At 60.4% G+C, this 20,725-nt stretch carries 25 protein-coding genes and 1 pseudogene; 17 read left to right on the forward strand and 9 right to left on the reverse strand.

Annotated features, from left to right (window positions below; all coding sequences use genetic code 11):
• Positions 1–3 precede the first annotated feature (3 nt).
• Both phoU and V8P86_RS10575 read left to right on the forward strand, forming a co-directional pair.
• Positions 4–681 (forward strand): phosphate signaling complex protein PhoU, encoded by a 678-nt coding sequence (gene phoU / locus V8P86_RS10570; protein ID WP_336327229.1) that lies wholly within the window; start codon positions 4–6, stop codon positions 679–681.
• 1 nt (position 682) lies between these two features.
• Positions 683–1,705, forward strand: a complete 1,023-nt coding sequence (locus tag V8P86_RS10575) for a PhoU domain-containing protein (RefSeq protein WP_336327230.1) — start codon at positions 683–685, stop codon at positions 1,703–1,705.
• Between the two features lie 37 nt (positions 1,706–1,742).
• On the opposite strand, the gene V8P86_RS10580 is transcribed toward V8P86_RS10575, so the two are convergent.
• Positions 1,743–2,486, reverse strand: coding sequence for an MBL fold metallo-hydrolase (locus V8P86_RS10580; protein ID WP_336327231.1), 744 nt, complete (start codon positions 2,484–2,486; stop codon positions 1,743–1,745).
• Positions 2,487–2,573: 87 nt separating this feature from the next.
• Between V8P86_RS10580 and V8P86_RS10585 the strand changes: the two genes are divergently transcribed.
• A complete protein-coding gene (locus V8P86_RS10585) occupies positions 2,574–2,900 on the forward strand; it encodes a ribbon-helix-helix protein (protein WP_336327232.1) in 327 nt (108 codons plus the stop codon).
• Between the two features lie 3 nt (positions 2,901–2,903).
• Here the strand turns inward: V8P86_RS10585 and V8P86_RS10590 are convergent, their stop codons facing one another.
• The 3 genes from V8P86_RS10590 to V8P86_RS10600 all read right to left on the reverse strand — a co-directional run bounded on the left by V8P86_RS10590 (position 2,904) and on the right by V8P86_RS10600 (position 5,430).
• The gene (locus V8P86_RS10590; RefSeq protein WP_336327233.1) at positions 2,904–4,238 is read right to left on the reverse strand and encodes an aminotransferase class III-fold pyridoxal phosphate-dependent enzyme; all 1,335 of its coding nucleotides are present in this window, start codon (positions 4,236–4,238) and stop codon (positions 2,904–2,906) included.
• Between the two features lie 37 nt (positions 4,239–4,275).
• Positions 4,276–4,959, reverse strand: a complete 684-nt coding sequence (locus tag V8P86_RS10595) for a hypothetical protein (protein ID WP_336327234.1) — start codon at positions 4,957–4,959, stop codon at positions 4,276–4,278.
• Positions 4,960–5,025: 66 nt separating this feature from the next.
• On the reverse strand, positions 5,026–5,430 hold the full coding sequence (locus V8P86_RS10600; RefSeq protein ID WP_336327235.1) for an Hsp20/alpha crystallin family protein: 405 nt from the start codon (positions 5,428–5,430) through the stop codon (positions 5,026–5,028).
• A gap of 105 nt (positions 5,431–5,535) precedes the next feature.
• On the opposite strand from V8P86_RS10600, the gene V8P86_RS10605 reads away from it, so the two are divergent.
• Genes V8P86_RS10605 through V8P86_RS10615 form a run of 3 tightly spaced genes read left to right on the forward strand, consistent with a single transcriptional unit; the run spans position 5,536 to position 7,581 of the window.
• Positions 5,536–6,183 carry an HVO_0476 family zinc finger protein gene (locus tag V8P86_RS10605; RefSeq protein ID WP_336327236.1) on the forward strand — a complete coding sequence of 216 codons (648 nt, stop codon included), beginning with the start codon at positions 5,536–5,538 and terminating at the stop codon, positions 6,181–6,183.
• Position 6,184: 1 nt separating this feature from the next.
• Positions 6,185–6,808, forward strand: a complete 624-nt coding sequence (locus V8P86_RS10610) for a protein-L-isoaspartate(D-aspartate) O-methyltransferase (RefSeq protein WP_336327237.1) — start codon at positions 6,185–6,187, stop codon at positions 6,806–6,808.
• A gap of 41 nt (positions 6,809–6,849) precedes the next feature.
• On the forward strand, positions 6,850–7,581 hold the full coding sequence (locus tag V8P86_RS10615; RefSeq protein WP_336327238.1) for a protein-L-isoaspartate O-methyltransferase family protein: 732 nt from the start codon (positions 6,850–6,852) through the stop codon (positions 7,579–7,581).
• On the opposite strand, the gene V8P86_RS10620 is transcribed toward V8P86_RS10615, so the two are convergent.
• From V8P86_RS10620 to V8P86_RS10630, 3 genes are read right to left on the reverse strand one after another with little or no spacing between them, the layout of a single operon-like run.
• Positions 7,578–8,021, reverse strand: coding sequence for a DUF7382 domain-containing protein (locus tag V8P86_RS10620; protein ID WP_336327239.1), 444 nt, complete (start codon positions 8,019–8,021; stop codon positions 7,578–7,580). The two genes, V8P86_RS10615 and V8P86_RS10620, sit on opposite strands and share 4 nt — an antisense overlap.
• Before the next feature lie 60 nt (positions 8,022–8,081).
• Positions 8,082–8,711, reverse strand: coding sequence for a DsbA family oxidoreductase (locus V8P86_RS10625; RefSeq protein WP_336327240.1), 630 nt, complete (start codon positions 8,709–8,711; stop codon positions 8,082–8,084).
• Between the two features lie 54 nt (positions 8,712–8,765).
• The gene (locus V8P86_RS10630; protein WP_336327241.1) at positions 8,766–9,836 is read right to left on the reverse strand and encodes a PAS domain-containing sensor histidine kinase; all 1,071 of its coding nucleotides are present in this window, start codon (positions 9,834–9,836) and stop codon (positions 8,766–8,768) included.
• A gap of 191 nt (positions 9,837–10,027) precedes the next feature.
• Between V8P86_RS10630 and V8P86_RS10635 the strand changes: the two are divergent.
• The 9 genes and pseudogenes from V8P86_RS10635 to V8P86_RS10675 all read left to right on the forward strand — a co-directional run.
• Positions 10,028–10,234 (forward strand): annotated as a pseudogene (locus tag V8P86_RS10635) (hypothetical protein); the annotation flags it as partial.
• Positions 10,235–10,351: 117 nt separating this feature from the next.
• The gene (locus V8P86_RS10640; RefSeq protein WP_336327242.1) at positions 10,352–10,600 is read left to right on the forward strand and encodes a hypothetical protein; all 249 of its coding nucleotides are present in this window, start codon (positions 10,352–10,354) and stop codon (positions 10,598–10,600) included.
• Positions 10,593–10,796, forward strand: coding sequence for a hypothetical protein (locus V8P86_RS10645; RefSeq protein ID WP_336327243.1), 204 nt, complete (start codon positions 10,593–10,595; stop codon positions 10,794–10,796). Before V8P86_RS10640 ends, V8P86_RS10645 begins: the two co-directional genes overlap by 8 nt.
• A gap of 83 nt (positions 10,797–10,879) precedes the next feature.
• Positions 10,880–12,493, forward strand: coding sequence for a long-chain-fatty-acid--CoA ligase (locus V8P86_RS10650; RefSeq protein ID WP_336327244.1), 1,614 nt, complete (start codon positions 10,880–10,882; stop codon positions 12,491–12,493).
• A 148-nt stretch (positions 12,494–12,641) separates the two neighbouring features.
• Positions 12,642–13,988, forward strand: coding sequence for an ABC transporter substrate-binding protein (locus tag V8P86_RS10655; RefSeq protein WP_336327245.1), 1,347 nt, complete (start codon positions 12,642–12,644; stop codon positions 13,986–13,988).
• A 1-nt stretch (position 13,989) separates the two neighbouring features.
• Positions 13,990–14,781 (forward strand): ABC transporter ATP-binding protein, encoded by a 792-nt coding sequence (locus V8P86_RS10660; RefSeq protein ID WP_336327246.1) that lies wholly within the window; start codon positions 13,990–13,992, stop codon positions 14,779–14,781.
• A complete protein-coding gene (locus V8P86_RS10665) occupies positions 14,778–15,476 on the forward strand; it encodes an ABC transporter ATP-binding protein (RefSeq protein ID WP_336327247.1) in 699 nt (232 codons plus the stop codon). Before V8P86_RS10660 ends, V8P86_RS10665 begins: the two co-directional genes overlap by 4 nt.
• A complete protein-coding gene (locus V8P86_RS10670; RefSeq protein ID WP_336327248.1) occupies positions 15,473–16,507 on the forward strand; it encodes a branched-chain amino acid ABC transporter permease in 1,035 nt (344 codons plus the stop codon). Before V8P86_RS10665 ends, V8P86_RS10670 begins: the two co-directional genes overlap by 4 nt.
• Entirely contained in the window at positions 16,504–17,868 is a 1,365-nt protein-coding gene (locus tag V8P86_RS10675) for a branched-chain amino acid ABC transporter permease (RefSeq protein WP_336327249.1), read from the forward strand. Before V8P86_RS10670 ends, V8P86_RS10675 begins: the two co-directional genes overlap by 4 nt.
• 11 nt (positions 17,869–17,879) lie before the next feature.
• Here V8P86_RS10675 and V8P86_RS10680 read toward each other — a convergent pair whose 3' ends face one another.
• Complete coding sequence (locus V8P86_RS10680; protein ID WP_336327250.1) at positions 17,880–18,740, reverse strand: alpha/beta fold hydrolase; 861 nt, start codon at positions 18,738–18,740, stop codon at positions 17,880–17,882.
• A gap of 159 nt (positions 18,741–18,899) precedes the next feature.
• Here V8P86_RS10680 and V8P86_RS10685 point away from each other — a divergent pair, with 159 nt between their 5' ends.
• Together V8P86_RS10685 and V8P86_RS10690 are read left to right on the forward strand one after the other, a co-directional pair.
• On the forward strand, positions 18,900–19,610 hold the full coding sequence (locus tag V8P86_RS10685; RefSeq protein ID WP_336327251.1) for a helix-turn-helix domain-containing protein: 711 nt from the start codon (positions 18,900–18,902) through the stop codon (positions 19,608–19,610).
• A 57-nt stretch (positions 19,611–19,667) separates the two neighbouring features.
• Positions 19,668–19,853: a hypothetical protein gene (locus V8P86_RS10690; RefSeq protein WP_336327252.1), complete on the forward strand. Its 186-nt coding sequence runs from the start codon at positions 19,668–19,670 to the stop codon at positions 19,851–19,853.
• Here V8P86_RS10690 and V8P86_RS10695 read toward each other — a convergent pair.
• Positions 19,850–20,674, reverse strand: coding sequence for a DUF502 domain-containing protein (locus tag V8P86_RS10695; protein ID WP_336327253.1), 825 nt, complete (start codon positions 20,672–20,674; stop codon positions 19,850–19,852). The two genes, V8P86_RS10690 and V8P86_RS10695, sit on opposite strands and share 4 nt — an antisense overlap.
• Between the last annotated feature and the right edge of the window lie 51 nt (positions 20,675–20,725).

The following is a 20,725-nucleotide window of genomic DNA, read 5'->3' on the forward strand; positions in this document are numbered from 1 at the left end:
TCGATGGCTGGAGAGGGATATCAACAGTCGCTGACGGCACTGCGCTCGGATGTCTGTTCGATGGGAGAACAGACCGTCGATCAGTTCGAACGCGCACTCGAAAGTCTGGCGACCGGAGACAAACGGCTCGCGAGGGCGGTGATCGAAGGTGACGGCCAACTGAACGAGACGTATCTCTCGCTCGAAGACCAGTGTGTCCACCTGTTCAGCCAGCAGGAGGCCTTCGCCGGTGATCTCCGGTTCATCACCGCTTCGTTCAAGATCATCACTGATCTCGAGCGGATCGGTGATCTCGCGATGAATCTCTCGGAGTACGCGCTGGCAGCGAAACACGAACTCGTTCCCGAAGACTCCGTCGACGAGATTGGGCAGGACGCACTTTCGATGCTCGAACAGAGCCTCTCAGCGTACGAAAGTGAGGATGTCGACCTCGCTCAGCAGGTCGTGGCACGAGATGATCAGATCGACGAACTCTGTCAGACTGCCAGCGAGCGGGTCACCCGTGATCTCATCGAACGTGAGGCCGAAGACGACGGCCCGTGGCGGATCGAGCAACTGTTAGACGATGTGACGCGCGTCCTGATGACGATCCGTGACATTGAGCGCGTCGCCGATCACGCGGTCAACATCGCCGCTCGAACCTACTACATGGTGGAGAACGACCCCAAACTCATCTACTGACATGAAAACACGCAAAATTCAGTCCGTTGGCGGCGGAACTTTCACCGTCTCGATCCCGAAAGAGTGGGCGGACGCACAGGGGATCGCCGCCGGTGACACTGTCGAGCTACATAGACACCTGGATGGCATCTTCGCCATTCAGGCACCCGAGTCCGAACAGACCGCGCCGGCCCACATTACGGTCCATCTCACGCGGGAGGAGACGGCTGCAATCGAACGGACGATCCGGGCAGCATACGCGACGGGGGCGAAAACGGTCCGACTCGAACACTCGGAGCGGTTTACGGCCGAACAGAAGGAACTGCTCGACCGGGTCGCACGGAACCTCACCGGCGTCTCCATCGTCGAGGATTCGGAGACGACGATCACGGTCAAGACGCTCCTCGATACCAGCGAGGTTTCGGTGTCGCAGTCGGTCCGACAGCTCAGATTTGTCGTGCTTTCGATGCACAGAGACGCGACCGCTGCGCTGGCCCAGGGGGACGCGCCGCCGACAGCGGGCGACCGCGACGATCAGGCTGACCGACTCTCGGCGATGATTACTCGGTCGTTCTCGCGGGCGATCCGGCGACTCGACGAAGCCGACGCGCTCGGCGTGCCCCGGGCCGAACTGTTCGAGCTCTGGGAGGCCACCCGGGAACTCGAACGCATCGGCGACCACGCCGAGGCGATCGTAACCACGGGCGCGGCCGCCGGCAACGAGTTCGACCGCGAGACTGTGGCTGAGCTTCGAGCGCTCGCCGAGACGGCCCGAGAGATCGTTTCGGACGCAGTCAGCACGCTCATCGACGACGCGGGTGTCGAGACGGCCCAGCAGGCCCTTGACACTCGCGAGCGAGTTCGTGAAGAGATCTCTGCGGCCAAAAGCCGGCTCGGGTCGGACGCTGGGGACCACTCTCGGGCGGTGCTCGACAGACTTCGCCGAACGGCCGAACACGGCGGCAATATCGCCGAGATCGGTCTCAAGCAGGCAGTCCGAACCGGGGAGTTGACCGCCGTGAGCGGAGCCAGCGACCCCCTGTGAGTACGACCATTCTGAGACTGACAGGAGCGACGACCGCTTACTCGTCGAGTGCCACTTCGATCCCGCGAGCACCGAGATCATCGGCAAAGGCTGTCGAGTCTGTCTCGATCGCCTCGAAGGTGTTGTAATGTATCGGCACGACCAGATCGGGATCCATCGCCTCTGCGAGGTTGGCGGCAGCCTCGCGGTCCATAGTGAACCTTCCGCCAATCGGTGGGAGTAACACGTCCACGTCCAGTCGCTCGTGTCCGGGCAGCACGTCTGTATCGCCGGGCCAGAACAGCCGTGTCCCGTCTACGCTCAGGAGAAATCCACAGCCTCGGCCCTCGGGGTGGATCGGCGTTCCGTCCGCGCGTGTGTGCGGTCCGTCGGGTTCGTTGTACGCAGGGACCGTCCAGATCGGCGTGTCCGCGGCGATCAGTTGCGCTTCCGTCCCGATTTTTTCGAGGTCGTACGCCAGGTCGAGGAGTCGCGGCAGGTTGCGGGAACTCGTGCGGGTGTTGATCCCCTCACAGGCTACGACCGTCCCTCCGTCATCGAGTACGCGGTCGATTCCGTCTGGGTCGTAGTGATGGACGTGACTGAGACAGACGAGATCACCGTCTTCGGGGCGGTAATCGGTCGCCTCGGGATGGGCCCGCCCGCGGTCGGAATCCGGTTCCCACTCGCCGGTCAACACGCCATACCGGCCCGGATCGAGGTAGATCGTTCGCTCGCCCTCGATTCGGACGGTGGCGTAGCCAAGCCACTCGATAGTGAGGTTGTCGTAGCTGACGGTCATATCTCCCGTTTGGGCCGAGCGGTATCTACATGTTCGGCCTCGGCGGCGGACGAAAGTCGTTTGTTCGAGACAGCCAAATCGCGGGGTATGAGTCTCGACGATCTGACCGAAGATATCGAAGGACAGTACGCCGATCTGGGCGAGGAAGTCGACATGGAACTGGACCGGGAGACGCGCAACGAACTGGCGATGCTTTCGGTCGCGCTCGAACCCGACGATACCGACGAACTACTCCGGCGGGCAGTACACATGCTCTTTCAGACCGCCGTCGAGACCGGCAACCTCGATTTCCACCTGCGGAGCCAGTACGACGTGACCTACGACGAGTATCTCTCCGGCATGACATTCGAGGAGATGACCGGCGGACAGTTCCCGCAGCCACAGCAAAACGACGACCGCCGGTACCAGTTCTAAGCCTCAGACCGCCCGAACGCTCTCGGCGAACAACTCGGCACCGAGTCCGATCTCACGCGCTGTTACGTCCAGCGGCGGGAGCAGCCGCATCGTCCGTTTCCCACAGCCCATGATCAGGAATCCCCGCGAGAAAGCTTCTTCCTGGACGGCATCGCGGAGATTCTCACTCTCGAATTCGACGGCCAGCATCAGCCCCTTCCCGCGCACGTCGACGACGCCGTCGAGAGTCGCGTCCCGGAGCAGTTCTTTCATCTGGCGGCCGCGCTCGGCGGCGTTGTCGAGCAGGTCGTACTCCTCGATGGCGTCGATAGTGAACACGCCCTGCGCGGAGGCTATAATATCGCCAGCCCCCCACGTCGATGAGAGACGGCTCTTCTCCTCGGGAAACACTTCTTCTCGGGAGATGGTCGCGCCGACGCGGGCTGATTTCGCGCTCGCGATAACATCTGGCTCGATGGCGTAGTGATCTGACCCCCACCACTCGCCGGTCCGGCCGAGTCCGGACTGCACTTCGTCGACGACCAGCGGAATATCGTACTTTTCGGTGATCGACGCGATTTCGTTCATAAACGCATCCGAGGGGAACCGGTAGCCGCCTTCGCCTTGGATCGGTTCCATCACGAGGGCGGCGACTTCCTCTGGATTGACGTATCCTCCGTCACCGACCATCTTCCGCAGACTCGATGTCTCGTCGAAGAAGAATCCGCAGTCACACGTCTCCGGCGAACAGTTTCGATCCGAGCAGTACGGCATATCCTGCACGCTCGCGATTTCGGGGAACTCTCGGCGATAGATCTCCTTCGATCGGTTGAGCGAGAGTGTTCCGAGAGTGCGGCCGTGGAAGGCACCTTCACAGGTGATAGCGTACTTCCCGTGGGTGTGATCGTAACTGATCTTCAGCGCGTTCTCGACGGCCTCGGCCCCGGAGTTCGAGAGAAAGACCGTATCCATGTCGTACTGGCCGGAAATCGAGGTTAGCCGCTCCATCAGGTCGGCCGGGCCTGGCAAGCCGGCGTCGTCCAGCACCGACGTAGCCGGGAGATAGAAATCCTGTCCGGCGATTTTCAGCGGATCGACCACGTCGAACTCCGCGAGTGGATCGAGAACTTTCGGGTTGTTGTACCCCAGCGGCATCGCCCCCACGTGGCCGGTGAAGTCCATGAGTACGTTGCCGTCCACATCGGTACAGAACGGGCCGATTGCGGGCGCGCTGGGGTCCCAAACGAACTCGTAGACGTAGGTGCTCGGGGCCGCGCGTTCGTGATGAAAATCGACCACTCGCCGCCCGCGCTCACCCGGCAACTCGGTGACCTGAGGCTCCGCAGTCTCTCGATCCATGGCGGATTTTGTGCGGGTGACGGCAAGTAAGTTAGCCTCAGCCCAGCACGAAGTCTTTGAATGTCTTGAAGTACAACCGTGGCGTGCGCGCTCGGGAACCAGTCAGGGCGTCGTCGAGAATCGTCGGCGCACCCTCGCTCACGCCGCTGCCGTGGCCGACACGGATTCTGCTCGGGTCGAAGTAGTCCAGACGGGTCGGCGGGAACAGTCGAAGCATCGGATGAACGCCGAGTTGGCGCTCGTTCGTGTGGAAGTAATCCGTGTTGCCGACGGACTCCGGCACGATGAGTACGCCCGTCTCCTCGTTGAACAGGGCACCCTCCTGCCAGAATGAGTTGTCGACCAGTTTGTGTAGTGTGAATCCGGATTCGTCGAGGGAATTCCCGAACCGCTCGACCGGAGCGCCGATGTCTTCTTCGACGCCGCTCATGAAGGATGGAATCCAGACGGAGACGTCGTGTCGGTTGGCCAGTTTGGCACTATCGCGTTTGTGTCTGTCGAGCAGAATGACGACTCCGGCAACGTCGCCGAACTCTTCGACGAGATCGTCGAGACCGGGCACGTCGATCGGATCGATCAGCCAGACACCGCCGTCGTCGCCCTTGATCGCGTGGCAGGCCCGCTGCATCGCCTCGTCGGGGTGCGGAATCCAGCCCACACCGTCTTCAGATCGATCGATCTCGCGCCACTCCGTTGGCTCTCCTGAACCTTTGATTGACATATGTCTAGTTACTGAACCGCTCAGTACAAAAGACCGTCTATCGACACTGCGGTTCGATCTCTCAATTTATACGTCGATGCTCGTCGAGTCGTCGACGCGGTCGAAGACGACTTCGAGGACGCCGTTGTTGTATGTCGCGCTGGCGGAGTGTTCGTCGACACGGCTCGGAAGCGAGACGCGTTCATCGTAGCGTCGCTCGCCGCCACCGGCTTCGAGGTGGAGGGTCTTACCGTCACACTGCAGATCGATTGCGTCTTTCTCGACGCCCGGAATGTCCGCGACGACGCGGATTTCGTCGTCGTGTTCGTGGATGTCGAAGTGGATGTCGTGACCGCCCTGGTCGCGGTCGCGCCCGCGCTCGGAGTTGTGCTCGAAGTGGACGTTCGCGTTCGGCCCCATCATCTCGTTCATCATCCGTTCGATCTCGTCGAAGAACTCGTCGAAGGGGTCGTCTCGATCGTCGTCTCTCATGAATACCATGTAGGTCCAGACTACTGAAAAGGCTTCGGCAGAATGCGCGTTCTGAGAACGGGACAACACCGACGGCTTTTGTACCGGTGTATCCAAGGTGTCTCTATGAGCGAACCTACAGAACGGATTGCAGTCGCCTGTCCGGCGTGCTCGCCGGAGCGGGAGACTGTCCACGAAATCCTCTCCCCCGGCGGTCAGGCGACGATCCGCTGTACCGAATGTGATCACGTTCACAAAAAACAACTCCCGGAAGAACAGACCCAGACGAAAGATGTCGTCGTCTCCCAAGACGGCGAGTCGTTTTCGGCCTCGACCGAGGCACCGGTCGACGAGACGATCGCAACTGGTGAGGAGTTCCTGCTCGAAACCGACGAGGCGATTCTGACGGTCCGAATCACCAGCCTCGAAATCGACAAGGGACGCACCGAAGAGGCCGCCGTCGAGGATGTCAATACGATCTGGACGCGCGCGGTCGGCAACGTCAAGGTCAACGTGACGGCACACCCGAAATCCGGTGAACACGACGAGACCCGAAGTTTCTCGTTGCAGGTGCCCGGTGATTACGAGTTCGTCGTTGACGAGACCGAAGAACTCGGAGGTGAGGAGTTCACCATCGAGGGGATTTATCTCCGCGACGACGCGACCGGCTACGACCACGAGAAACTGGATTTCGGCGGCGACGCAGCACTGGCGAAAGATATCAAACGACTGTACGTCAGAGACGAGTCGACTACGGCGTGGTCGGCGTGGTAGCATGGCGTACGAGCAGGCCCGCGGCCAACTGATTGCGGATCTCGTCGAGCGGGAATCGCTGAGCGAGCGGACGGCTGAAGCGATGCGCGCAGTCCCACGTCACGAGTTCGTTCCTCCCTCGCGACGTGAGTCGGCCTACGAGGACCGGCCCCTGCCGATCGGCAACGGACAGACCATCAGCGCCCCGCATATGGTTGCGATCATGGTCGATCTGCTCGATCCCGACCCAGGTGACCGCATTCTCGAAATCGGGACTGGCTGTGGCTACCACGCGGCGGTGACCGCCGAACTGGTCGGGCCAGAAAACGTTTTTAGCGTCGAATACCACGAGGATCTCGCGGCACAGGCCCGGGAGACCCTCGACGATCTAGGGTACGGAGCAATCAGTGTCCGATCAGGTGATGGCAAGCAGGGCTGGCCCGAACACGCACCGTACGATGGCGCGTATCTCACCTGTGCTGGCTCGTCGTTCCCGTCGCCGATCGTCGAACAGGTCCGTTCCGGTGGTATCGTCCTGGGACCAATTGCCGACGGTCGCCAGCGGTTGATCCGCGGCGTCGTCGATGAAGACGAACTCGACGAGCGCGAACCGCACGGGTACGTCAGGTTCGTGCCGCTTCAATAGCCGAGCGGTCCATTCATTACTGCTCGGGACAACAGCTATCCATGGACCCTGCGGTACTGCGAGACGATATGGTCGACAGTCTGGTCCACCCCAGCAAGGGATGTGTCCAGAGTGACGATATCGCCGGCGCGATGCGAAGCGTCCCCCGGGATGCCTTCGTCGAGGACGAACGCGCAGCGTACGCCGACCGGGCCTTCGAGCGGTTCGGGACCCGCGTGCTGGCCCCGAGCACGGCTGCCCGCCTGCTCGAAGCTCTCGCTCCCGACTCCGACGATTCGGTGCTCGTCGTCGGTGTCGGCGTCGGCTACACGACGGCTGTGATCGCCGAAATCGTGGGCAGCCGGCAGGTACAGGCCGTCGACATCAACCGCCAACTCGTCTACGAGGCGCGGGACAATCTTTCCGGGGCCGGCTACGCTGAGGTACTCGTCGACTGTCGTGACGGAGCCGACGGCCTCCCGGAGTATGCTCCCTACGACCGAATCCTCCTCGAAGCTGCGGCCGTTCGGCCGCCCGAGGCACTGCTGAACCAGCTAAGCGAGGACGGCCGACTCGTCATGCCGCTCGGCACGGCGACACAGTCGATATCGGTGGTCGACAGCGACGGCGACGTGCAACGGCTGGGGAGTTGTGCGTTCAATCCGATGCTCGTCGAAGGCGAGCAAGCGAACACTGTCGAGCGCAATCGGACCCACCGAGAGGACCGGGAGTTTGCCGAACGTGACGCTCGCCGTCGCAAGGGCTGGGAACTCGATTGGATCGACTGGGACTAACTGGCGATCACCAAGATTCCGGTATTTTCCTGTTTGTCCACGTATTCCCCGTGTGGGGGCTTGATATCGAGTTCGATTCGGCCTTCGTCCTGATTCGGACGGAGCCGTGGCTCGACTGTTAGCTGTGCCACCCCGTCTTCGTTGGTCTCAGCGCGGGCGAGTGCGTCCAACTGTGCGGTGTCACCGCGGGCGATGACCGTCGCCGCTTCGATCGGTTCGCCGTCGGTATCGACGACGGTGACGTTGACTGTCTGATTCCCTTCCTCGACAATGTCTGGCTGTGGATTCGTGTCCAGTTCGGTCTCGTTCAGTGAACTGAAGCCGCCGACGACACTCAACATGACGCCGAGACACGCGACCCCGACGACGAGTGCGATCACCAGACGGATCGGCAAGCCTTCGATTGCTCGTTCGTCCTGCCAGAGAGTGCGATCTGACATACGCGCTCTGGCCCGGGGTTGGTATATAAATCCTCGTCCGATGGTGCAGAAAAGAGTCGATCAGTTCCCTTCGACCAGTCGGCGCAACTGCTCGGGCGGGACCGCACCACGGGCGGCGTGGGCTCCGTACACGAAGGTCGGAACGCCTGTAATCCGCTCTTTCTGTGCGGACTCGAACGCCGCTTCGAGTTCTTCGGCAGTCGAGTCGTCTGACAGAGCCGCAGCGACGATATCGGTCGGGATGCCGGCATCGTCGGCCAGATCTTCGAGCACCTCCTGATCGCCGATATCGCGGCCGTCTTCCCAGAGTGCGTCGAAGACACTCCGGTGGAACTGGCTGAACTGCTCGGGATGTTCTTCCCGGATGCGGTAGGCGACGCGCTGGGCGTCGTAGGAGTCGACATCTTTCATCAGTGGTTCGGCCATCTCCACGCCGTACTCCTCGGCGAGACGTTCCACGTTCTGTTTGGCTTGCTCGTAGTATTCGTCGTCTTTCCCGTTGTCCACGGAGTGATCGATCGTTCCGTCGGGGCGGCGCTGTTGGCTTCGGAGGTCGAAGGGATGCCAGTCTGTCGGGACTGGGTTATCGCGCTGGTCCTGATACTGATCGAGTGACTCGTAGCCGAGATAACAGAACGGGCAGACGTAATCGGCGTATACGAGGACTGAATCGGTAGCCTGTTGGCTCATGGCCTAATTAGACGGTGGATACAAAAAATCCCGTCGCTGTGTAACCTCGGCCGGTCACTCGGCGGCCTGCAGTTCGATTACGAAGACAGCGCCGTCGGATTCCTCGCGGTCCTCGATCCAGATCTCACCGCCGTATCCGGTTACGATCTCACGGACCAGATATAGCCCGATTCCGGTTCCTCCGCTTTCGAGTCCTTTCTCTTCTTTTCCGAACACCGTCTCCTTCTGGGAGTCTGGCACACCGGGGCCGTTGTCGGCTACTCGGATCGTTACAGTTTCGCCGTCGACGTCCGCGGAGACGCTGACTTTGGCTGTCTCCTTGTCGTTGTGCTGGACCGCGTTTTTCAGCAGATTCCTGAAGACGGTCTCCAGCATATCGTCTCCGTGTACCGAGATCCCTTCGAGCGAATCTGAGACGGTGAACTCTGCGTCAGGCTGTGACGACTGAAGTTCGGAGACTTCGCGGTCGACGACGGTTTTCAGTGGAATCGGTTCCAGGTCACTCTCGGACTGGAGGATGACATCAGTGAGATCACGCGCGGTGACGGTCAGTTCGGCGGCCTGCTCGTTGCTCTCCTTGAGCCGTTTCAGATGTTCTTTCCCCTCTTCGTCGAGATGGTCTTCGAGCAGTTCGGCGTACGTCGAGACAACTTGCAGGTCATTGCGGATATCGTGGCGGACGACCTGATTGAGCAGTTCGAGGTCGTCGCGCTGGGATTTGAGTTTCTGCTCGGTCTCCTTGCGTTCGGTGATGTTCCGACTGGTGGTGATGAACCCGTCGATAGGACTGTCTGGATCCGGCATCGTTCCGGTCGTGGCCAGCCAGATCCAGTCTCCCTCTTTCGGTTTGAACCGAAATTCGACTTCCTCGTTGAATTCTTCCTCGTTCGAGAGCGTCTCGAACGCGTCGACGACTCGACCCCGATCATCGGGATGAATATAATCGAGGATATTTTCCCCGAGCAACGCAGTTCGTGACCACCCCTTCACAGGTTTCGAGTTCGGTGACTGGTACAGTACGGTACCGTCGTCGTCGATGATCGAAACCACATCAGAGGTCTCTTCGATAAGCGTCCGGTATTGTTCCGCACTGAGTTCTTCCAGCCCGTTTCTCCCCTCGCTCATGCTACGTATCTGGCAATATGTGCTGGGTAGTTAAGTATCCTGACGGTAGATTGCGCTGTATCGAAATTGCTGTCAGGGAAATCCAGTCAGTAAAAATTCAGGTTTTGGTTGGGCCTCTCTGTGGTCGGAACCACCCTCATCGGAGGGCGCCACATGGATACCGTCTCGGTCGAGCGAACGTTCGATGCCCCGCCGTCGCACGAGGACTCGGCTTCTACGAGCAGGGCATCGTCCAGACCCTGTTCTGGGCGCGACTGCCCGGAGACACGCTGATTATCCTCGGGACGGTGATCTACGCTGCCGATATCGTACGTAAACGGTCTGTCCTCCGAGCGACCGAGTCCGATCCCAGTGCCGAGGATATCGCCGTCGCTGAGGGTGTACTTGACGACGACTGAGCGATGCGTCCGCTCAGTCAGCAAAATTCTCCCGGATAATCAAAACCGAAAGCGGTGCTACAGGCGTTCAACCGGCCAATTCCGGTAGCTTATCACCGTGGGCAACATCAATAAATTATGACGAATTCCTTCCTGGAACGGTTCCAGCCGTTCGGGATCCGGTCGCTGATAACTCACGCGATTATGGCGGTCACGTTGATGGGGGCAATCCTGTCTGCGTTCGTTCTCGAAGGGGAGGTTGGCAGGATCTCTTTCGTCGCCTTTGTGAATTTCACCGCCGGGATGTGGATCTGCCAGTCGATTCACGCCCTCGGTAATCCTCAGTACGAGGGTGTCCTCAGCGTGGTGAGGGGTAATAGTGACTGACGCGATCGATGTTGGGCGACTGGCTCGACTACTGGCGTTGATCGCCTTCGTGACTGCGCTGTTTGTCCTCACCGCTGCGGAGACACTCGACGGTCGGATCCTCCAGATCGGCGTGTTCGCGATCGGAACCATCTCGGCGATCACCGGACTGATCGGCGTGTTGATCGCGGCCGGTGCCGCCTACGACGCCCCCTGAAAATCGCCCTTCGGAACGGGGGTTGACTTTCAGTGTATATATTAACCTATAGTTTGATGTGACGCCAGTTAGATAGTTGCTCTATGCACAAGCCACTGCTGGTAACGGACTTTCTCGACCGTGCACGAGATCACTACAGCGAAGAGGAAGCAGTCGTCGCGACGACGGGGGAACGGTACACGTACGAGGAACTCGGTGAGCGCGCCGACGGATTCGCCGCTGCGCTCCAAGAACGCGGCATCGAGAAGGGGGACCGAGTCGCCGTGCTGGACCCGAACACACACTACCATCTCGAAGCCGCATACGGGTCGATGCAGATCGGTGCCGTCCACACGCCGCTGAACTACCGGCTCACACCGGACGACTTCACGTACATCCTCGAAGACGCTGGCGTGGACGCTGTCTATGCGGACTACGATTTCGCCGAGAAGATCGAGGCCATCCGCGACGAGGTGCCGACGGAGACGTTCATCACAAACGATACGGATGCCGTCGACGGCGACTGGGAGTCGTTCGAGGCGGTCCTCGACGAGAACGATGGCGAGTACGACCGCCCTGATATGACCGAAGACGAGGTCGTCACCATCAACTACACCTCCGGGACGACGGGCGATCCGAAAGGTGTCTGCCGGACACATCGCACAGAGACGCTGCACGCTTACATCATGTCGATCCATCAGGAGATCAGCGATGACGATATCTACCTCTGGACGCTGCCGATGTTCCACGTCAATGGGTGGGGACATATCTACGCCATCACGGGAATGGGCGCGAAACACATCTGTACCCGTGGTGTGGAGGCAGCGGACATCTTCGAGGCAGTCCAGACCGAGGATGTCTCCTACATGTGCGGCGCGCCGACGGTGTTGAACATGCTGATCGATTACTACGAGGCGGAGGATCCGGCGACGACCGGGGCCAACGACGTGCGAATCGCGACCGCGGGCGCTGCGCCGCCGGAGGCGACCATCCGTACAGTCGAAGAAAAGTTCGGTTGGTATCTCAAACACGTCTACGGCGCGACCGAGACGGGACCGCTGATCACCACCTCCGACGCCCGCCGGTACTTCGACGACGACAGCAGCGACCGGTTCGCGGTCAAGAAACGGCAGGGCTTCGGCTATCTCGGCACCGAGATCCGCGTCGTCGACGAGGACGGCAACGACGTGCCACAGGACGACCAGACCATCGGCGAAGTCGTGGTCAAGGGCAATCAGGTCATGGAGAAGTACTGGAACAAGCCCGAGGCCACCGAGGAAGCGTTCAACGACCGCGCGGAGGGGTACTACCACCTCGGCGACCTGGCGGTAGTCGACGAAAACGGGATGATTTCGATCCAGGACCGCAAGAAGGACATCATCATCTCCGGCGGGGAGAACATCTCTAGCATCGAACTGGAGGACACGCTCTTCGAGCACGACGCCGTCAGTGATGTCGCGGTAATCCCCTCGCCGGACGAGGAGTGGGGCGAGACGCCGAAGGCCTTCGTCGTCCCATCGAACGAGGATCCGGAGAATCCACCGGTCTCTGCGACGGAGTTGACCGAGTTCACGCGGGAGAACCTGGCGAACTACAAGACCGTTCGGCGGATCGAGTACGTCGAAGAACTGCCCACGACGGCAACCGGGAAGGTGCAGAAATTCGAACTCCGCGAGCAGGAGTGGGAGGACGAAGACCGGATGGTCGGACAGGGATAATTTCTCCACCCGACTGATTCCGAGCGACAGCAGTTTTTCACAGAATTGTGCTCTGGGAGTTACAACCAGCGCTACCGTCAATATTCGGCCGAATTTAACATATTAACATCTTGGTTTTCATGGGATGCTACTGTATTCATATACAGACATGGGATCCAATCTCACGCGACGACAGCTACTGGGAACGATGGGGACGACAGGTGCACTGGCGCTCGCCGGCTGTGCGGTCGGCGATGATGAGGAGTCTTCGGCGTCGCTGACGATCGGTGTCCTGCAGGACTTCTCGGGACCGCTCCCCGCTTACGGTGCGCAGGGGACCGCCGGGTTCTACAACGGACTCGCACAGAAAGCCGACGACGACCCGCTGCCATCCGACGCCGTCGACGCAGGCGAGTACGAGTACTCCGTCGGTGATACCGACATCGAACTGCTCGTCCGGGACACGCAGTTCAATCCGCAGGAAGCGCAGTCGCTTGCGGAAGACCTGACGACCGAAGACGAGGTCGATCTCCTCTTTGGTGTCGGGAACTCCGGCGGTGCTCAGCGTGTCATCACACAGGTTGTCGACCGGTCTGATGTGCCGTTCATCATGGGCCCGGCCGCGTCGGCGGGACTGACTGCCAACGACGAGACCTGTCGAGAACAGGTATTCAGAGCGAACGAGAACACGGCCATGGACGCTCGAAGTGGTGGTGTCTACATCGCCGAATCGACCGATGTCGACAAGATGGCGCTGTTCGGGGCGGACGATACCTTCGGACAGTCGGTCATCAACAACTACCGGACGGTACTGGAGAATCGGGGGGTCGACATCGTGCTCGAACGGTCGGTGGCCAGCGGGCAGCAGGAGTGGGAAGGGCTGCTCGAAGACGCCGAAAACGAGGGCGCGCAGGGAATGGTCGGCGGGTTCACCGCGTCGACGCTGCCCTTCTTCGCGACCGAGTTCCTCACTGGAGACTACGATCTGCAACTGTTCGGCGGCTTCGCCTCTCGTGTGACGCTCGGAATCGTCGGCGATACACTGAGCGACGTGCTCGGTGACAACTTCACCAACGAGGGGATCGCAAACGCCAACTTCGGACCGTTCACCACGCGCTATCACTGGAACCAGTACGACAACGAGATCAACGACGCCTTCATCGACCGGCACACGAGCACCTACGATGTCGTCCCGGACCTGTTCACCAGCGGAGCCTTCACAGCCGCTTCAGCAGTTGTCCAGGCCGTCGAGGAGGAAGGCGAGGGCTCGCGAGACGCCATCGTCTCGGGCCTGCGCGGGATGACCGTCGAGGAGACGCCGAAAGGCGAGGGCGGGTACACTTTCCAGGAGTACAACAATCAGGCTCAATCGCAGATGACCGTCGCCAACGTCGAAGTGACGCCAGAGGACCAGGGCAACTGGCCAGCGGCCATCCAGCCCGGCGAACCGGTCGAGACGGTCGCGGCCGAGGACGTGACAATCCCGGCGAGCGAAATGAGCTGCGATCTGTCGTAACATGCTCCGGACGACAGATCTCACGAAGCGATTCGGTGGAATCACCGCCACCGACCACGTCAATTTCGAGCTCGGCGAGGAGCTCACGTCGCTGATCGGTCCCAACGGGGCCGGAAAGACGACGTTTTTCAACCTCCTCACCGGCGCGCTCACGCCATCCGACGGCACGGTCGAGTTCAAACAGGATGGCGAGTGGGTCGATATCACCGACGCAAAGCCTCAGGAAACCGCCAAACTGGGGATCCACCGCTCGTTCCAGATCACGAATATCTTCCCGACGAGCACGGTCCTCGAGAACGTCCGTGTGGCGGCCCAAGCCCACGGCCAAAACTCCCTGCGCTTCTGGCGCAACGTCAACGCTTTCGAGGAACACCACGAGGAAGCACACGCAATTTTAGAGCGTGTCGGCCTCGATGGACAGGAGCAGGTCACGGCGGAGAACCTGAGCCACGGCGAGAAGCGCCAACTCGAAGTCGCGATTGCACTGGCGGGTGATCCGGACGTGCTCCTACTCGACGAACCGAACGCCGGCGTCTCGACGGAGAACGTCGGCGATATCAAGGACCTGATCGAGGATGTCGCGACCGATCACGCCGTGCTGCTGGTCGAACACAACATGGACATCGTGATGGATGTCTCGGAGCGTGTGGTCGTGCTCAATCAGGGCGCGGTCATCGCCGACGACAAGCCGGAAAACGTCCGCGGCGATCCGGACGTCCAGGAAGCCTATCTCGGCGGCTACGAAGCCGGTGATCTCGAACAACAGACGACGACGGACGGAGGTGTGGTATGAGCCTGCTCGATGTGTCGGACATCCACACCTACTACGGCGAGAGCCACATCCTCGAAGGCGTTTCGCTGGAAGTCGGGGAGGGTGAAGTTGTCGCGCTGCTCGGCCGCAACGGCGTCGGGAAGACGACGACGATGCGATCGATCCTCCAGCTAACCCCACCGGTCGAGGGGTCGATCACCTTCGACGGCGAGGAGCTTGTGGGCAAGGACACCTACGAGGTCGCGGAGGCGGGAATCGGCTGGATTCCCGAGGAGCGACGAATGTTCGCCCGGCTGAGCGTCGAGGAGAACATCCGCGCAGCAGTGCCGGACGGCGAGGACGTGCCAGAGGCGCTGCAGACGTCCTACGAGACGTTCCCGATTCTCGAAGAACGGTCGGATCAGCGGGCCGGTGATCTCTCCGGCGGCCAACAGCAGATGCTCGCAATCGCTCGCGGCCTCGTCGGCGACAACGATCTACTGCTCGTCGACGAACCCAGCGAGGGGCTGGCCCCACAGATCGTCACAGACGTGGGCCGGGCGCTGATGGACGCCGCCGAAGAGATTCCGATCTTGCTCGTCGAGCAGAAACTCGGTCTCGCGCTCGACCTCGCGGACCGATTTTACGTGATGGATCACGGCCAAATCATCGACGAGGGCAAGACGGACGAGGTTTCCACTGAAGACGAACGACTCAGGAGGTATCTCTCAGCATGATCGAACAACTCGCACTCGACCCGCTGTTCGTCGGCGACCTGTTCGATCTGCTCACGTCGCCCGGCGACTTCAGCGGCGTTCTGGTGGAAGGGCTGGCAAAAGCGAGCCTGTACCTGATGATCGCGAGCGGACTGACGCTGATCTTCGGGTTGATGGACGTGATCAACTTCGCCCACGGCGCATTCACGATGTACGGCGCGTACATCGCGGCGGGGTTGATGCTCGGCCTCGTGACTGCGGGGATGGGCTGGGGAACCGTAATGCTCGTCTTCCTCGGCGTGATCGTGCTCGTATTCGCCATTCTGGCCGCGCTCGGCACTCTCTTCGAGGTGACGCTGGTCAGAAAGCTCTACGAGTATCCGCCGATCTATCAGATCCTGCTCACGTTCGGCATCACGATCACGATGGAGCAGTTCATGCGGATGATCGTCGAGTTCCGCGATATCAACAACGGCCAGTGGAATCTCGACTGGGCCTCGCCACGACGGCAAACCCTTCCGTCGGAACTCGGCGATGGCGGGTTTCTGTTCATCGAATACTCGAATCTCCAACTGTTCGAGATTCTGCTCGGTGTCCTCACCGTCGTCGGAATCTGGGCCTTCCTCAACAAGACCCGATACGGGCTGTTCGTCCGCGCGGGCGTCGAGGACGAAGAGATGGCCAAAGCGCTCGGAGTCAACGTGCAGCGCACCTTCACGGTCGTCTTCGCTATCGGCTCGGGAATCGCCGGCGCGGCGGGGGTCATCCTGATGTGGGACCCGCTCTGGAGCGTGAGCGTTCCGCTGGCACTCGATGTTCTCCTTCCGGCGTTCGTCATCGTGATCGTCGGCGGCCTCGGGTCGTTCAAGGGAACAGTCGTCGCCTCGCTGCTCGTCGGAATGATCGACGCGCTCGGGACGTGGGCCTTTACGACCGGCGTCATCGAGTTCACCGGGGTCGACGAACTGATGATCTTCAGCATCCTCGTGGTCATGCTCATCTTGCGGCCACGTGGACTGTTCGGTGTCGAAGGAATGGGTGATCACGGATGAGTACTGACACAGTCGACGGATTCGAGACGACGGATAGCTGGCCCGTTCAGTACCTGCAGGACCACGCGATTCACGTCGCGGTCGTGCTGGTGTTTCTGGCCTATCCGTTCGTCTACGACATTCTCGTCGATCTGTTCGCACTGACCGCAGAGATGATTCTGCCCGAACCGCGGACGATGCTGATGATCTTCGTTCTCGGGCTGTTCGCGATGTCGTTCGACTTCGTGAGCGGGTACACGGGCTATCTCTCCTTCGGTCACGCAGCCTTCTTCGGGGTCGGCGCGTACATCGTCGTGCTCGGGTACAACGGACAACTCCCGGGTATTCCGGCGGAGTTCCCGTTCCTGGCGTTGATGATCATCGGAGCGATTGTCGCTGCGGTGTTCGCCTTGCTCGTGGGACTGCTGGCGTTCAGGCTCAGCGGTGTCTACTTCGCGATGATCACACTCGGTATCGCGGAGATCATGTACGTCGTCTCCCAGCACTGGGATTACCTGACGCCCGGTACCTCCGATCCGGCGACCGGAACCGCTGCTGGTTCGCCGCCGGAGGTGGCTCCGTTTGAGCCGACAATCGGGATTCCGTTCGTCGATCCCCTCAACGCGAAGGTTCATCCGAGCTTCGGCGATACGTCGATATTCGGCATCGAATTCGGCGAACCGGTGATCGTCGCCTATCTCGCCATCGGCCTGATCGTTCTCCTCAGCTATCTCCTCATGCAGCGGGTCATCCACTCGCCGTTCGGACGGGTGATGATCGCCATCAGGGAAAACGAGGAGCGTGCGAAGGCCATCGGCTACAACGTCTTCTACTACAAGATTGGGGCGTTCATGATCAGCGCCTTCTTCGGTGCCATCGCTGGCGCGTTACTCATCGTGATCGAGGGGACGGCAGCGCCGGACACGACGCTGTTTTTCCTCGTCACCGGCTTCGCGCTAGTCGCGTCGATCATCGGCGGCCTCGGCACGCTGGCCGGGCCGCTGTTTGGCTATCTCTTCCTCGAAAGCGTCAACGAGTTCCTCACCCGCGAGGCCAACGGCGGTGGCCTCCAGCCGTGGTTACAGGAGGTCCTTCCAGGGTCGGTGCTGGACGCGACCATCGGGAGCATCACCGTCGACGAGGCGATGGAGGCGTTCATGACTGGCCACGGCGAGTTCTACGCCGGCATCATCTTCGTCATCTTCGTCCTCTACGTGCCGGTGGGGATGCTGGGGTCGCTTCGCCAGCGCCTCGCGGCGGACACTGTCTCCAAATCCGTCTCCCAGCGGATTGGCCGATTGCGATCGAACGGCAACAACGGGGGCGAACCCGTCGATACCGACCCGGCTGAGGCGGAGGCTGAGCCGGACGAATCCGACTGATCGCTCCGTTTTTACACCGACTCCAGAAATTCTCGCAGGATACTGTTGACTTGCTTGCTGTCTTCGATCATGAACAGATGCGAACCACCGTCGATAGTCTCGAAACGGTTGTTCGGAATCTTCTCGGCCAGAAGCTCGCTGTTCTCGACTGGCAGCACGCGGTCGTCGGTGCCGTGCAGGATAAGCGTCGGCAGATCGATTTCGTGGACTCGCTCGCTCACGTCGAAGTTGACACCGGCCGCACCTTGTGACTCCCGGGCCACCTCACCAGCGTCCTGTTCGAGTCGCCAGTCGATGATCTGCTCGACTGTCTCCGGGTTGTTCTCGACGAATTCCTCGCCAATCGCAGGGGCCATGCGATGACGGATCGTCTCGCGTTCGTCCGCGCCGTCGGGCACGCTGAACATCTGTTCGACAGTCTCGTCGGGAATCGGTAGCGCCTCCTCGCCGCCGTGGGTCGTACAGAGCAGCGATAGCGAGACTGCACGGTCGTAATCGAGTACGTACTGCTGGGCGATCATGCCCCCGAGGCTCGCACCCACGACGTGTGCTTCGTCGACGCCAGCATCCGCAAGGATGGCCTCCAGATCGGCCGCCAACCCCTCGGTCGAGTAGCCGGCGAGTTTCGTGAACAAAAGGAGTCGAAGTGGGCGAGGCAGCCGAGGAATGATCGGCGGCAGGGCGGCCTCAGAGTTGCCGGTTCCGCGATTGTCCGGGAAGAGCAGATCGAACTCCTCGAAGGCCTCTCGCTGCCACTGCCAGGACCAGCGGCCGACCCCCAGCCCCTGAACGAAGACGACCGGTGGACCAGTCGACCCTGCATCGTCGGACTCGTAATACAGCCTCACGCCGTCGCGCTGGACAGTCGGCATAGCACGTTCTGGTTTCGGCCGCTACTAAAATCCACCACCTGCGTTCGTCTGCGAAACCATACTCACTCGCGTTGTCGCGCGGTATCACCGACGGAACCGGCGAGTAATGCCAGGATTTATCACGAACAACCACGATAGATCGCTCAGGGGGGTAAGACAGTGATAGATATCTCGATGGAGATGGAGCAACAGGATTGTCCTTTCATCGACACGACAGCCGAGTACGATGTATCGTTCTCGTCGTTCCAGTGGAACTTTGACGGGGCTGACAGGGAACTCGAGACCCGGATGGTCGTCGAAGGTGACCAACGGGAGGCGCTCGACAACGCCCTACAAGCGCTTCAGGATCACCGGAATATGTACAGCTGTACCCTTCGCAAGCGGATGGGAAAGACAGCACATATCCGGACGACAATCGACGAGACCGACGCGATGGAGACGATCCGAGCACACGACGGCTACGTGACGGGGCCGTTCCACATCGAGGGGGGCTCGGAGACGTGGCACGTCGGTTTCGATTCGACCAACTCAGCGAACAACACGCTGTCGGATCTCGACCGGAATAACGAGTTCACGGTCATCTCACGCCGGCAGACCGCCCTCGCCGAGATGCAGGAACTGATCGAGAAACGCGACGCAGCGATCGAACTGCTCCGGGGGAGCCAGAGTCTGACCGCGACAGAACGGCGGACAGTTGCGACCGCTTTCGAGTCGGGGTACTTCCAGTCACCGCGGGAGACGACACTTTCCGATCTCGCCGAGGAGTTCGACATCTCGAAACCAGGTGTCTCGAAGAATCTCCGGCGCGGTCAGCGCAAGATCACGCGAAGCGTCGCAGGGGCGCTCGAACATCTCGACGACCCGGAGTAATCGGCCGGACTGATCGTCGCTGTCTCGCAGACTGCCGAACCCCGGCGACGAGATCAAGTGGATTGCGACCAACAGAACGACATGCTCACCTGCCCACAGTGCGGCTATCTCCACGGTAGCACCGACGAACGCGGGCGTCCGGCGGGTCGGTACGACGATTCGATCGACCAGACGGCCGCTCAAGAAGATGACGGATCGTTCTACTGTCCACGGTGTAACGAGAAAGTCACGGCCGAGCGCTAGGGTTTGGGCTGTTCGTCGTCAGTCGACGTACCGTTGCCAGGGTCTGACGGATCACTCGATTTGTTGATCTGTTCCGCGGCATTGACGACAGGTGGCTGCGTGTCCTGCTGAACCTGGAAATCTGAGAGTGACTCTCCGGAGTCCGGCACTTTCGATTTCGACCCGAGGCCGACGCCGCTGGTGACGATTGCCTGAATACCTTGCTGGACTGAAAGATCCACTTCGACGACTCGCTCGCGGCTGACGCTGATAACGAACCCACCCATGACCGGGTTCGGTGCCATCGGCATGAACAGTGTTACCATCTCGTCGTGCCCAGTCGCTTCCTCGATATGCTCCGGTGTGTCCGCAGTCACGAAAGCGATGGCGTACGAGTCGTCAGTCGGGTATTCGACGAGTTTCACGTCTTTGAAACTCTGGCTCTGGCTGTCCAGCAGTAACTCACTCATCTCGTTGAAACTCGAATAAATGGGCCCGACGCCGGGGATACTCGTCATGAGGCCGTCGAATGCGTTCTCGACGCGATTGAAGTTCTTCCACTCGAGAGAGATTAGTCCAATAAAAAGAATCAGTCCGATCAGGGTAATCAGTACGACAATCTCGACGGCCCACGTTGGAATATTTGGCAACCCAAAGACCGTCTCGACGACACTGACGAGTGGCTTGAGTCGGCTGAAAATAAAATTCGCGATGAATCCGAGAATGATCAACGTCAGTGCCAGCGGCACTGTCAGAACCACCCCTCGAATGAGTCCGTCCCGGAGTCGACGCCGAAGTCGACTTCTGTTGGAGTCTTTTGGGTTCGTTGTCAGAATAGGCATATCGGGACAACGATACCTGAAGTCGAAAGTATTGCGGTTGTCGAAACGTCG

This window comes from Halovenus anhuiensis (assembly GCF_037080055.1).
Taxonomy (GTDB): Archaea; Halobacteriota; Halobacteria; order Halobacteriales; family Haloarculaceae; genus Halovenus.